Source organism: Sediminibacillus albus, assembly GCF_900101125.1.
Classification (GTDB): Bacteria; Bacillota; Bacilli; order Bacillales; family Amphibacillaceae; genus Sediminibacillus; species Sediminibacillus albus.
Genome location: NZ_FNFL01000004.1, coordinates 1 through 13,353, shown reverse-complemented (window position 1 = coordinate 13,353; position 13,353 = coordinate 1). Strand labels below are relative to the sequence as shown.

General features: G+C 42.2%; 8 protein-coding genes, 10 tRNA genes and 2 rRNA genes. 1 reads left to right on the top strand and 19 read right to left on the bottom strand.

The window, feature by feature from the left end; genetic code table 11:
* Nucleotides 1-6 precede the first annotated feature (6 nt).
* The 5 genes from glmM to sigW all read right to left on the bottom strand — a co-directional run bounded on the left by glmM (nt 7) and on the right by sigW (nt 4,912).
* Nucleotides 7-1,359, bottom strand: a complete 1,353-nt coding sequence (glmM, locus tag BLR93_RS11760; RefSeq protein WP_093214739.1) for a phosphoglucosamine mutase — start codon at nt 1,357-1,359, stop codon at nt 7-9.
* A gap of 34 nt (nt 1,360-1,393) precedes the next feature.
* Nucleotides 1,394-2,632 carry a CdaR family protein gene (locus BLR93_RS11755; RefSeq protein WP_093214736.1) on the bottom strand — a complete coding sequence of 413 codons (1,239 nt, stop codon included), beginning with the start codon at nt 2,630-2,632 and terminating at the stop codon, nt 1,394-1,396.
* Nucleotides 2,625-3,452: a diadenylate cyclase CdaA gene (cdaA, locus tag BLR93_RS11750; RefSeq protein WP_093214734.1), complete on the bottom strand. Its 828-nt coding sequence runs from the start codon at nt 3,450-3,452 to the stop codon at nt 2,625-2,627. The genes BLR93_RS11755 and cdaA overlap by 8 nt, the downstream gene beginning before the upstream one ends.
* Before the next feature lie 268 nt (nt 3,453-3,720).
* Nucleotides 3,721-4,332 (bottom strand): anti-sigma factor family protein, encoded by a 612-nt coding sequence (locus BLR93_RS11745; protein ID WP_093215285.1) that lies wholly within the window; start codon nt 4,330-4,332, stop codon nt 3,721-3,723.
* A gap of 16 nt (nt 4,333-4,348) precedes the next feature.
* Nucleotides 4,349-4,912, bottom strand: a complete 564-nt coding sequence (sigW, locus tag BLR93_RS11740) for an RNA polymerase sigma factor SigW (RefSeq protein WP_093214732.1) — start codon at nt 4,910-4,912, stop codon at nt 4,349-4,351.
* A gap of 164 nt (nt 4,913-5,076) precedes the next feature.
* Between sigW and BLR93_RS11735 the strand changes: the two genes are divergently transcribed.
* On the top strand, nt 5,077-5,235 hold the full coding sequence (locus BLR93_RS11735) for an aspartyl-phosphate phosphatase Spo0E family protein (protein WP_093214730.1): 159 nt from the start codon (nt 5,077-5,079) through the stop codon (nt 5,233-5,235).
* A gap of 70 nt (nt 5,236-5,305) precedes the next feature.
* Here the strand turns inward: BLR93_RS11735 and rocF are convergent, their stop codons facing one another.
* The 14 genes from rocF to BLR93_RS11665 all read right to left on the bottom strand — a co-directional run.
* The gene (gene rocF / locus BLR93_RS11730; protein WP_425440944.1) at nt 5,306-6,211 is read right to left on the bottom strand and encodes an arginase; all 906 of its coding nucleotides are present in this window, start codon (nt 6,209-6,211) and stop codon (nt 5,306-5,308) included.
* A gap of 211 nt (nt 6,212-6,422) precedes the next feature.
* Nucleotides 6,423-6,498: transfer RNA gene (locus BLR93_RS11725), tRNA-Ala, on the bottom strand.
* Nucleotides 6,499-6,503: 5 nt separating this feature from the next.
* Nucleotides 6,504-6,580 (bottom strand) — tRNA-Gly (locus BLR93_RS11720).
* A 148-nt stretch (nt 6,581-6,728) separates the two neighbouring features.
* Nucleotides 6,729-6,801, bottom strand: a tRNA-Lys gene (locus BLR93_RS11715).
* 238 nt (nt 6,802-7,039) lie between these two features.
* Nucleotides 7,040-7,114: transfer RNA gene (locus tag BLR93_RS11710), tRNA-Gln, on the bottom strand.
* Nucleotides 7,115-7,175: 61 nt separating this feature from the next.
* Nucleotides 7,176-7,261, bottom strand: a tRNA-Tyr gene (locus BLR93_RS11705).
* A 64-nt stretch (nt 7,262-7,325) separates the two neighbouring features.
* Nucleotides 7,326-7,401, bottom strand: a tRNA-Thr gene (locus BLR93_RS11700).
* Nucleotides 7,402-7,405: 4 nt separating this feature from the next.
* Nucleotides 7,406-7,481: transfer RNA gene (locus BLR93_RS11695), tRNA-Val, on the bottom strand.
* A gap of 88 nt (nt 7,482-7,569) precedes the next feature.
* Nucleotides 7,570-7,644 (bottom strand) — tRNA-Glu (locus BLR93_RS11690).
* A 277-nt stretch (nt 7,645-7,921) separates the two neighbouring features.
* On the bottom strand, nt 7,922-12,268 hold the full coding sequence (locus tag BLR93_RS11685; RefSeq protein WP_093214725.1) for a S8 family peptidase: 4,347 nt from the start codon (nt 12,266-12,268) through the stop codon (nt 7,922-7,924).
* A gap of 367 nt (nt 12,269-12,635) precedes the next feature.
* A tRNA-Thr gene (locus BLR93_RS11680) sits at nt 12,636-12,708 on the bottom strand.
* 3 nt (nt 12,709-12,711) lie between these two features.
* Nucleotides 12,712-12,786: transfer RNA gene (locus BLR93_RS11675), tRNA-Asn, on the bottom strand.
* A 79-nt stretch (nt 12,787-12,865) separates the two neighbouring features.
* Nucleotides 12,866-12,981, bottom strand: a 5S ribosomal RNA gene (gene rrf / locus BLR93_RS11670).
* 71 nt (nt 12,982-13,052) lie between these two features.
* Nucleotides 13,053-13,353, bottom strand: a 23S ribosomal RNA gene (locus BLR93_RS11665); the annotation flags it as partial.

Genomic DNA, 13,353 nt, shown 5'->3' with positions numbered 1-13,353 from the left:
AAGCCTTTATTCTTCTTCTAGACCAAGAAGATTATCAATCACTTCGACGACTTCATCAACATATCTTTCACAATCTTCTTTGGTAGGAGCCTCCACCATTACACGTACTAACGGTTCTGTACCGGACGGCCTTACAAGCACCCGTCCTTGGCCATTCATGTCGCTCTCCACCTTTTCGATTACTGCTTGGATTTCGGCATTGACTAATGCTTCATGTTTATCAATTACTCTAACATTTTTAAGCACCTGAGGGAATTTCTCCATTTCTGCTGCCAATGCGGATAATGGTTTGCCTGTTTCTTTTAGAACATTGACAAGCTGAAGGGCAGTCAACATCCCATCACCAGTAGTATTATAATCAAGGAAAATGATATGTCCAGATTGTTCTCCACCTAAATTATAGCCGCCTTTCCGCATTTCTTCCATCACGTATCTGTCACCGACGGCTGTTTTATCACTTTTCATTCCATGACTTTCCAAAGCTTTATAGAAGCCGATATTACTCATTACCGTAGACACCACTGTATGGTGGCGTAGCAGTCCTTTATCATTAAGGTATTTACCGCATATATACATGATTTGATCGCCATCTATGATATTACCAAGTTCATCAACAGCAATTAAGCGATCTCCATCTCCGTCAAAAGCTAGTCCAATATCTGCTTCTTTTTCAAGAACAAGATCCCGAAGTGTTTCCGGATGGGTCGAACCTACACCCTCATTAATATTTAGTCCATCTGGCGATGTTCCGATCGAGGAAATATCTGCTTCCAAGTCGGCAAATAAGTGGGAGGCCAATGACGAGGTTGCACCGTGAGCACAATCTAAAGCAATATGGAGCCCTTCAAAGTCATTATCAATCGACTGCTTCAAGTATTGAATATATTTCTGGCCGCCCTCAAAGTAATCATTGATTTGCCCTATGTCTCCTCCAACTGGACGAGGTAATTGATCTTCTTCCTGTTCTATCAGTGCTTCAATCTCTTTTTCCTGGGCGTCGGACAATTTAAAACCGTCTGAACCGAAAAACTTAATTCCGTTATCCGCTACCGGGTTGTGGGATGCAGAAATCATCACCCCAGCTTCAGCACTTAAAGCCTTTGTCAGAAAAGCAACTCCAGGAGTTGAGATGACACCAAGACGCATTACCTCCGCTCCGATGGATAAGAGGCCCGCAGCCAATGCGCTTTCCAGCATATTTCCGGAAATTCTTGTATCGCGTCCAATTAATATTTTTGGTTTGCTGACATCTTTGGTGACGACATAGCCGCCAAACCTGCCAAGTTTAAAAGCTAATTCTGGAGTGAGTTCTTTGTTCGCTACTCCTCTCACTCCGTCTGTTCCAAAATATTTTCCCATGATGCACCTCTCCTTTATTCCTTCACGTAAAATGTCATTCTATTTGTACGGTAACTTCTTCAAATTCCGGTTCTACAGCGATTCCTTCTGGCCCGCTGACTTCGACAGGAAGTTCATGCTCTCCCTCTTCCAGGCCGCCTGCGTTTACAGATAGTTGAAAGTCGCCTGCCCCTAAGTCGCTGAGCTCTTCTTCTGTTCCCAACACCTCAATGTCCATGGAATTTTCTTCCGGTGTCAAAAAACGGAGGGACAAATCGTCCGGCAGATTATCGACGTCGATAGGAATATCACTAAAAGTGGATGTCTCTGTACGTTCTAATTCGATCGTCACTTTCACTTGCTCCGGATCTAGTAACCTTATTTCTGGCGTAGAAGCCAGACTAACTTCCATTGTAGAGGCTTCAGTTATTTTCGATAAATCAATTTCTTCCGTTTTCAATTGTTCAATCGCTGCCAAGTTTTCTTCTGAAGCAAATACGGTTGCATTTTCTGGCTCTATTTCAATTGATTTTATTGAAATTCCGTCCTGAAGTTCACCCGTCGTCACTGCTTCTATAGGGACTTGCTTGCTTGGAGAGTTGACATCCACGGAAACCTCCACAGTTTCCGGTTCTACTCTAACGCTTAATTCATTCCCCTGGCTATCATAAACTTTTACAGGCACTTCTCTGGAATCAATAGGCTTGTCCACTTCTTTTAAATCAACATAAGCCTTTACCACGGCAACTTTATCCACTTCACTCTGAGAGCTGGTGATTTCTACTGTTCCCGGGTCTGCTTTGGCTTTGCCTATTTCAAATCCATCGGCTATTTGACTTGGGTTGATGTAATCGACTGTTACATTGAAGGTTTCCGAGGCCCGCTCCTCTATGGTAACTTCGGCAGAAACAGGTTCAATGTCGACATCCACATCATCTGGTATGCCTGAATATTGGATATTCACATTATGGGTGCCTGGATCCAGCCCCTCCAAATCAACAAAAACTTCAAACGATCTCTTCCTAACAAGTGGTGTAATGGAACTATTAGGCCCTTCCATATTCATGTTAATCGTTTCCGGTACACCGCTTACTACGTAATTTTCTTCATCAATTCTAATATTTACAGGAACATTGTTCATCGTTTCTATTTGATTGGAACCACTTGGAATGAAGGTTGGATTGTTATCCGGCGGTGTAATATTCTCATCCAATCTTACTGCAGTAAAAAGCAAAATTGCCATTATTAAGGCTAATGCTCGAATAACCCAGGGACTTTTCAACCAATTATCCATTCTTTTTCCCCCTCCAGTTCCAACTTTTCGCCATAGGGGTCTTAGAAGTAAAATCCAGTTCCTGTTTTAGCATTTCAATCAATTTTTCTTGGTCCAAATCTCTATGTAACTCGCCATTTTTCGTACAGGAGATTTGGCCTGTCTCTTCGGATACAACAATCGTCAAGGCATCGGTTACTTCGCTAATGCCCATTGCGGCTCTATGCCTTGTTCCAAGTTCCTTTGAGATAAACGGATTCTCGGAAAGCGGCAAATAACAGGCCGCCGCAACTATTTGTTCGTTTTTTAAAATTACAGCTCCATCGTGCAAGGGAGTATTAGGAATGAAAATATTAGTCAATAATTCATTGGTCAACCGACCATTGATCGGTATTCCTGTCTCCACATAATCCCCCATCGGTGTTTCTCTTTCTATCGTGATGAGCGCTCCGATTCTTCGCTTCGCCATATAGTTGCATGATTTAACAATAGCTTCGATATTACGGGTTAACAACTCTTCTTCCGATGTTGTATTCCGGGCAAAAAAACTGCCTCTTCCTAATTGTTCCAAGGCACGCCTCAATTCAGGCTGGAATAAAATAATAATACCGAGAAATCCCCAGGTGATTGCCTGCCACATCAACCAATTAACTGTCCTTAGATCAAGTATGCTTTCACTGCTTAAAAACCATATCCCGAGCACGACAAATATGCCCTTTAACAGCTGTATTGCCTTTGTGCCTCTTATTAACATGATTAATTTATATAAAACATACCAGACAAGGGCAATGTCAATGCCGATCCTTAATAAGTCAAGTACTTCAAATCCCCCATCAAACATGTTTCCACGTCCTTCTATCCATGAAATCTTCTTCCTATCTATTCATCAATGGTTTGGTAAGGTGCTATTATACACTGGTCAAGCAGAAATAATTAATAAATAACAATCCATATATTTATATGTTTCTTTATTATATCATATCTTAATCTTATTCAATAATCTGTACTCAGATGTACCTAGTTCCTCTTTTTCTCCATACTAAAACCTTTGCTGGCAAGTTTAACAGCAAAGGTTTTCGTTTTTTTACTGATATAAGAGAAACCTGAATTTATTTCCCAATGGAAAATACATTTTCTGTAACTTCTTTAATATGGTACCATATCCAGTCAAATACTTGATTTACTTCTTTTAAATCTCCGCTTACTTGTCCGGCGGAGGCTAGCAATGGTTCCCCGTTTATTATGACTACATCTCCCTTGACTTCTCCTTCTATCTTCACATCGCCATTTTTGACAATCAGGTCTCCGTCAACAACTACATCTTCAGGGACAATTACCGTATCATCCTGGATAACCAAGTTTTTCTGTTTAGAAACCGACAGCTGACTATCCTGATTCCAGGCAGAAAATATCCCACTCATCATAAACAGAAAGAAAATCGCCGCTGCCGTAATAATTGGATGAGCTTTAAACCAGCGCATATAGCCAACACGCTTCTTTTCCTGGGGCAGCCCTTCCATCACGTTGGCCGTGAAATTGACAGGGGCCTGGATATCACTGCTGCTTTTCAGCATCGCAACTGTCCGTTTTAACTCGTGAAAGTGCTTTTGGCACGCTTCACAGGATTGTAAATGGGAGCGTAATTTATTCTCTTCTGTCTTCGCCAAATGGCCATCTAAATATTCATGCATTAATCTTACAATTTCTTTATCGCAATTCACTAGCATTCACACTCCTTTACACGTGGCGAAGCCTCTTTCTCAGGGCTTCCCTGCCTCTATGAATTCGCGTTTTCACGGTTCCCATCGGAATGTCCAATATCTCGCTTATCTCTAAGAGTGACAGCTCATCTAGATAACGTAAAGCAATGACCCCTCGATATTTGGGCGGCAGAGCCATGATTTCCTGTTGAATATAACTTTGTAATTCCAGGCTCTCCACTTCTTCTTCAGGCAATGCTTGTTCCGCTGGTAGCTGCGAATACATATCCAATCCATCTGTTCCTTTTACCTCTGCATCGAGAAAGTAATCCGGCTTTTTCTTGCGGATTCTGTCAATTGATAAGTTGGTCGCAATTCTATATAGCCATGTCGAAAACTTTCGGCGTTCATCAAAGGTATGGATATTAACATAGGCACGAATAAAAGCTTCTTGAGCTATATCTTCAGCTTCGTGAGTGTTTCCCAGCATTCTGTAGCATATTTGGTATACCTTGTTTTGATAAAAGGAAACAACATCTTCAAATGCTGCTTGGTCCCCTTTTTTCACTTGCTTTATTTTTTGCTTTATCATCATATCCATTTCTAAATACCTCCGCTGCCGTTTGCGGTCACTATCTATACGAGTGACAAGTAATTGAGGTTTCATAATTTTTTCATACACAAACATTTTTTTAAAAGAAGTTTAAAAGTCACAAATAATGGGTAATTTTTAACAAATATATTATACCAGTTTAGGAGGAAGGTATGGATATGAAAATGTATCTTTTGGAAAAAATTGAAGCGTGCCGAAAAGAAATGTTGGAATTATCCTCTAAAAAAGATCTAACTTCTGAGACGGTAATATCTGCGAGCACTAGGTTGGATTATTGGTTAAACCAATACGAAAAAGCAGAAAGCGATTAGAAAGATTAAAGAAATCAACCATATCCGAAAAAAAACCCTTGCTTTTCCATGACAAGGGCCTGTTTTACCACTATTTTAATTTTTCCCCGAATAAAGAACCCATCAATCCAACAGCTATTGTAGCTGTTTTATTTTTTTCATCCAAAATCGGATTGACTTCCACGAATTCTGCCGAAGTAATCATATTTGTTTCAGCAAGCATTTCCATTGCCAGGTGGCTTTCTCGATAACTCAAACCGCCTATTACAGGTGTGCCCACTCCTGGAGCATCACTTGGATCCAAACCGTCTAAATCAAGACTTAAGTGTACACCATCTGTCTTATCCTTTAAGTACTCAATTATTTCAGTTATTACTGCTGTCATGCCCAGACGGTCAACCTCATGCATGCTGTAAACTTTGATTCCTTTTTCTCTAATCAATTCTTTTTCCCCTTGATCCAGAGACCGGGCACCGACAATGACGATATTCTCCGGTTTTATTTTTGGCTGATAATCAAGAATGTTAGTTAACCGTTCATGTCCCATGCCTAAATTTACTGCCAACGGCATCCCATGGATATTTCCCGAAGGAGACGTATCCGATGTATTCAAATCGCCGTGAGCGTCATACCAGATAACCCCCAAATTTTCGTAATGCTTGGCGATACCAGCCAAGCTGCCGATAGCAATGCTGTGGTCTCCTCCTAATACTAAAGGAAACCTACCATCTGCCACAGCTTTATCGACTTTTTCAGCAAGCTTTTCATTTCCTTCTGCAACTTGCTTCAGGTTTCTCAAGTTATCTTGCAGCTGTTCTTGACCTCGGCTGGGACGAGCAATCTCTATATCTCCCAGATCTTCAACCATATACTCTAAAGTTTCCAGCGTTTCCAAAACACCTGCATATCGAATAGCGCTTGGCCCCATATCAACTCCCCGGCGATTTTGCCCCAGGTCCATCGGCACACCTATGATTGATAATTGTTTGTTCAACATAACCCCTCCTTAAATACTTTCAAAAAATGTTATCGGTTACAATTATCTGAATTATATACTCTCTATTGTAGACAGAAAAAACCGAATGACTCAACCAGACACAAAGTTGTATATATATACGTTAGGCAATTACTTGATTTCAGATAAAAAGGGTTGATCTAACTGCTTTTGCAGCAAAATCAACCCTGGAAATTGCATTTAATTATGTAAATGGTGGAGCCTAGCGGGATCGAACCGCTGACCTCCTGCGTGCAAGGCAGGCGCTCTCCCAGCTGAGCTAAGGCCCCGAAATTGGAGCGGAAGACGGGATTCGAACCCGCGAGACCCCCACCTTGGCAAGGTGGTGTTCTACCACTGAACTACTTCCGCATACCAATGTGTTTGCTACTGCATTAAAAACTTTATTTCTTTGATGAGCCATGGAGGATTCCGACGCGCAGGCTAGTCCTTGCTTCTTTACGTTACTTAGTGAAGCAAGGAGAACCGTGGGTGAGAATCCTTACCACTACTTCTTTGATGAGCCATGGAGGATTCGAACCTCCGACCCTCTGATTAAAAGTCAGATGCTCTACCAACTGAGCTAATGGCTCTTGATTAAATGAGAAAAAGTGATTTTATCTAGTTAAGTGCTTATCCTATTACATGAGTGAAGCAGTTTCTTCTGTGCTCGTCACGTCAATAGGTAATTCAGCGATGCTTACGCTCCTCGCAAAACCTCTCAAGATGTTCATACGATGAGGCTTACGGCTTCTCTACCAACTGAGCTAATGGCTCTTGACTAAATGAGAAAGAGTTATTCTATCTAAATCACCATTTACAGGAAGAAAATGGCTGGGCTAGCTGGATTCGAACCAGCGAATCACGGGATCAAAACCCGATGCCTTACCGCTTGGCTATAGCCCAATAAAAACAAAATAGTGCCAATTACAGCACTTTTACCTTTTTGTATGCTTTTAAATGAAAATGGTGGAGGGAGTAGGACTCGAACCTACGAACCCGATGGGAGCGGATTTACAGTCCGCCGCGTTTGGCCAACTTCGCTATCCCTCCATAAAAACAAATATCAGGCAAAGCTATTATAAGCTCTGGCATCCGATTTTATACATTAAATAAATGGTGCCGGCCAGAGGACTTGAACCCCCAACCTACTGATTACAAGTCAGTTGCTCTACCAATTGAGCTAGGCCGGCAAAATGGTGGAGGATGCAGGGCTCGAACCTGCGACCCCCTGCTTGTAAGGCAGGTGCTCTCCCAGCTGAGCTAATCCTCCGAAGCACAGGATGTGCAAGTGCAAGTGTTGCAACAGGACGTTGCGTACTTAACTTGCCTTCCTTAATCTGAGATTATAATAATTAAAGTGGTGACCCGTACGGGATTCGAACCCGTGTTACCGCCGTGAAAGGGCGGTGTCTTAACCACTTGACCAACGGGCCAAATATAGTTTCTTTAAACTGACAGATATTATTATAACCATATTTCATAGTGTTTGTAAAGAGGAAATTTTATTTTTTTAAGATCAACTATTTAGGGTGGGTTTTATGCTTGTAAATCGATAGAGAAAACAGGCACGAATATGATTATAATAGGAATTACGTTGTTTGACAAGCCTTTTCTTTTGGTAATTTTGTTCTTTTTTAGGCAATAAAAAATGCCCCCTAGTCAATTATGACTAAGGAGCTGTATATATAATTTTAGGGGGAGGTATTATCCTTACTGTTCCGTGTTTATAAACAATTTACCGTTAGCAGTTTCTTCTGATACATTACCGTAATCATCACTAGCTTTTACGACAATTTGCGCTCCGTCTGCAACTAGATTAGACGTTGCGGTCCAATATCCAACATAATGGCCCTCTTCCGTTTCCCTCATAGGAAGTTCATTCGCATTGTTTGTCAGATTAGTTAATGGCATTTTAATATAGAATGTTGCATCCAGACCAGGCTCTGCATCAAACTCAATCATGACTGATTCACCCGCTTGAAGATTGGTATCTTCTTCTGGAGTTACATTACTTATAGCAGGGGCAGTTGTTTTGGCATCGACGGTGATTGTTTTCACTTGCGCATTCCCGGCTTTATCAACAGCCCTTACTTTTATTTCATTTTCTCCCTCATTCAGGAGTATACGCTTGGAATATTCTCCATCTTCGGTTACATCTGCTCTCTGGCCATTTATAACAACCTTATCGAGGTTTTCTTCCTCAACAACGCCTGTTACAGATACTACTTCTTTATTCGTCTTTTCCCCATCTTCTGGAGAAGTAATGGTAAGGTTCGGCCGTTGTTGATCCAGTGTTATCAATACGGGCTCTGAAGGATCTGTGGAACCATTTTCTGTAGAAGATACGGCTGTTAATTCATTAGCCCCTTCATTAAGTGTTATTTCCACGGAAAATTTACCTTCATCTGTCACTGGAGTAGAAGCAGCTTCTTCCCCATTATTATAAACAGTCAATGTGGTAGAAGGAGATGCACTTCCTTCCACAGTTATCGACTCTTCATTAGTAAAAGAGCTGTCTGCTGGAGACTCAATAACCGGTGCTTCTGCCGCATAATCGACAAGCGCTCGAATCATATAGTTTCCTTCTGATTCAGGTGCTTCACTCCAGCCCCCATCAACGAACTGCCAGCTCCTTCCAGAATATTCTCCATCCTCATCCGTACCTAATCCTGGAGTATTTGGATTTGGTTCGGTTTGAATATAAACCATATAGAAATCACCGGATACAGAGATTCCCTTATCAGCCAAGTCTACATGTGTCCATTCTCCGTTTCTCAATGCAGTTGCATCATATGGACCGCCAAGCTTCTCGCCAGGCGCTCCTCCAGGACCACTGGCATCATAAACAGCTACTTGGAAACTTTCGCCTCCCGGTACCGGCCAATCTTCTGTCCAGAACCGGAAAAGTCCTCCAGTTACCATGGCTGATTCCTGCCCTTCATCTAAAGACATTTTCACAGCCCAGCCATTGCCAGCATCATAGAATGCACGCGCATTTTCTGCTGTACCGTCATCATAGCTGATCTCTCCTGGGTAGCCAATAAACGGATCTAATTCGATATTCTTTTCTACAGTAGAATCTGCCTCAATAGAAACACTAACATCTTTGGCATGGAAATTTGGAGCCATCACACGGATGGTGTAGTCCCCTTCATATGCTTCTATCGAGTAAGAGCCGTCCTCTTCTGTTTCAACTGCTTCAATAGCTGCATCCTCAACAAGCATCAAAGTAGCACCTTCGATTTGCTCACCAGTTTCTTCATTTACAACTGTTCCAGATACGACTCCTGTTGGAATGGGGTTCAAAGTGAAGTTTGCTTCTACAGAACCTTCCTCCGGAACTTCAACCGATTCCTCGCTAGGATAATATCCGTAAGTGTCCGCTTGCAGTGTATATTCCCCTGCAGCATGGAGTAAATGGAAACTTCCATCAGCCGGATTGGTATTTACCGATCTGTCTGTTTCCAACACAGTAACTTTTGCATTCAGAGGTAAAAGGTTTGGTTGATATTGGTCATCAATTTCACCTTTTGGCAATTGAGGCGCCGTTGCTTCCTTCAACGCTGACGGTCTCAATTTTTTCGGGTTAACTTTTTTCTTCTTAGCTACAGTTTTATCGTTTAATGTTTTCATTTCTTTTTTATCAGCTTTTTCAGCTGTCTTTCCCATCAATTTGTGAAGGGAGGCAGTCGACTCTTCTGGCTGATCTGTAATTAGCACATCATCAATATACCAGCCTTCACGAACTACACTGCCGTCTGTATCTACATGGAAACCTACATAAACACTTTCACCGGAGTAATCAGATAGATCAACTTCAACATTCGTCCAACCATCTGTCTCTCCATTAAATTCTTCTACTTGCTCCCAATTCTCCAAATCGGAAGATACAACAATATGGCCATAATCATAATTGTTTTCTAAATTATGCCATGACTTGAATTGGAGGAAAGTTTGTTCATCAGGAATCTCTACAGGAGGCATAACAAGCGTCATGTTGGAATTGTTTTCATAGTCGCCTGACAGGTTAGTGCCATAAACATTTTCTCCAGAAGCAGCTTGTTCAGGGCCTGCTTCAGGCGTGCCCCATTGCCAGGAATTACTTTCACCAAAGGATAACCATCCGACCGGGTTGCTTTCAAAGTCTTCTTCGTATCCTACTGATATAGCTTCTTTTACCGAAACTTCATAAATATCTGTTTCCAGTTCGTTCTCTCCAAAATCTACAGCACGCCATTTATATTCCAGGCTTTCACCTTCTATAGCTTCACCAGGAATAATTGCTTGGTAGGTGCCTTCTTTATAATTCCCTTGTACAAGATCCGCTTCAATTGATTGCCATTGGCCATTGCCATTTAAGCGATAGGCCAATTCCACCGATTCAACACTCACATTATCATTTACTTCCGCTGACAGCGAGAGTAACACTCCTTCGTAAGTATCTTGTGGTGCTTCATGGTCAATTGTTGGCGGTTCACTATCATCGCCTTCTTTGTAAACATGTCCTGTTATATCGCCTAACCCGCTGACAACTGCAGAAACAGCATTAAATGCGTTCACTATCCCATGGCCAAACCCTTCATTTGGGTCTTCTGGATACTGGCTGCTCGTTGTCGTATCAGCAGTTTCCATTAAAATTTCTTTAACCTCTTGCACAGTTAAAGCATTGTCCGCTTGCAGTAAAAGCGCTGCGGTGCCTGCAACATGAGGTCCTGCCATCGATGTACCGTTCCAGCCGCTCTCATAATCACTGCCCGGTACAGACGATCTGATATTTACACCTGGCGCTGCTATGTCAGGTTTGATCTCCCCGTTATAAGGGGAAGGGCCTCTGGAAGAAAAGCTGGCCAATCCATCGCTTGCATCTGTGGCAGCAACTGCTATAACTTCTGGATAGTTAGCAGGAGCGGCAATTGTTCCATCTCCCGGGCCGTCATTTCCTGCTGAAAAGACTGGTACAATCCCTGCACTAATCCAATTTTGTACCATTGGCCGGTACCATTCATCTAATCCAGGTCCACCGCCCCAAGAGTTGTTTACTACATCAGGCGCAGCTTCTGGGTGTGGTGTTCCTTCTGCGTCCTTTGGAGCAAGCACCCATTCGCCTGCTTCCAGCAAATCAACATCCGTACCACCTGCAGCTGTAAAAGCTTTGACAGCAATCCATTTGGATCCAGGTGCTACACCTACTTGGTTTGTTTCCCCTGAATCAGAACCAGCGATTGTACCCATTGTATGCGTTCCATGTCCCTGGTCATCATATGGGGTTTCTTCACCAGCCGTAGCATCGAACCAATTAAGTTCGTGGTTCGGTTGATCCGGGGCGTCCGGATTAAATCCCCGATATTGACTTTGTAATGCAGGATGATCCCATTGGACACCTGTATCAATATTGGCAACTACTACTCCTGTTCCATCGATGCCCGTTTCCTCCCAAACTTGAGGAGCACCAACTCGATCAATGTTCCATTCAGCAGCATTCGTTTCCTTGTGGAGTTTCATTTCTTTTACAGTTTCTTGCGCTGCCGGGGTTAATTGACGAGTGCGGTTAGGAAGTATTTTTTCTACGTCGGGCATCGCAGCAATTTGCTTCATTGTTTCTTCATCACTAGTCACAGCCAAGGCATTGACTATATAATACGACTTATATGAAGAAACACTTCCAGCTTTTGAAGCCTTCTCTAAAAACTCATTTAACATTTGCTGTGATTCTATAGCAGTTGATTTTAGTTCTGTTACAACCGCCGATGTTTTTAATCGTTTCAATTGGGTTGATGTCATTGAGGAATTTTTTTCTGCTTTGGATACAGCAGCCTCCGCTGCTTTAGTGGTATCTGCTTGATCCTTCATCTTCACAAGATAAGTAGTTTCCTTCTTGTCTTTAAAAGAAGATGTTAATTCCTTACTAATCTTGTTACTTACTTGTTGAGTATCTTTGATGGAGAGACTAGGTGAGGAGCTCTGTGCCGAGGCAGTGGTGTAAGTGAATAACTGTAAAACCAAGAGAGTAATCAAACTAATACTTAACCATTTTAAATTACGCTTTTTTGGCCTCAATGGCTTTTCCCCTTTCTGTTATTTACTTACTGGATACCTTTTTTCACCTCCTTAGGACTATTTTCTGAATATTCTTTAGAAGTTAGAATGATATTACTAAAAGATCGTCTGCTTGGCTAGATGAATTAGCAAGAAAAGGTAAATATACTCTCTTTTTGTAATATTTGGTCGCGGAAAAAGTCCCTGAACTTGCTTTTATTTTTTGTGAATAAGGTATAATTGCTCAATTATGTTAGTTGTCGCCTGTGACAATAGCCACAGATTAAAACAACATGAAACAAAACTACTGAAAGTTTTGAAGCTTTTCCCAAAAAAAAGACAGGTTTTCGTCTAAAACACGAAAACCTGTCTTTTTTATAAATTGAAGAGCTTCCAGCCGGACTTGAACCGGCGACCTCTTCCTTACCATGGAAGCGCTCTACCGACTGAGCTATGGAAGCAAATGGCTCCAACGGTAGGATTCGAACCTACGACCGATCGGTTAACAGCCGATTGCTCTACCACTGAGCTACGTTGGAATAAAAGTAATGTAATTACTTTACAATATTCGCAAATTCCTATTGTCAGCTCTCATAAAAGCTCAGCTTAAAAAATTCTGCCTGGCGGCGTCCTACTCTCGCAGGGGCAAAGCCCCAACTACCATGGGCGCTGAAGAGCTTAACTGCTGTGTTCGGCATGGGAACAGGTGTGACCTCTTCGCTATTGCCACCAGACATAATTTACTTGTACTTTCAAAACTAGATAAGAAAGAAAGACATCAACGAACACGATTTATTGCTTGTTTTAAGTTAAGTCCTCGATCGATTAGTATCCGTCAGCTGCACGTGTCACCACGCTTCCACCTCGGACCTATCAACCTCATCGTCTCTGAGGGATCTTACTCATTTAAAATGATGGGAAGTCTCATCTAGAGGGGGGCTTCATGCTTAGATGCTTTCAGCACTTATCCCTTCCACACGTAGCTACCCAGCCATGCTCCTGGCGGAACAACTGGTACACCAGCGGTGTGTCCATCCCGGTCCTCTCGTACTAAGGACAGCTCCTCTCAAACTTCCAACGCCCACGACGGATAGGGACCGAACTGT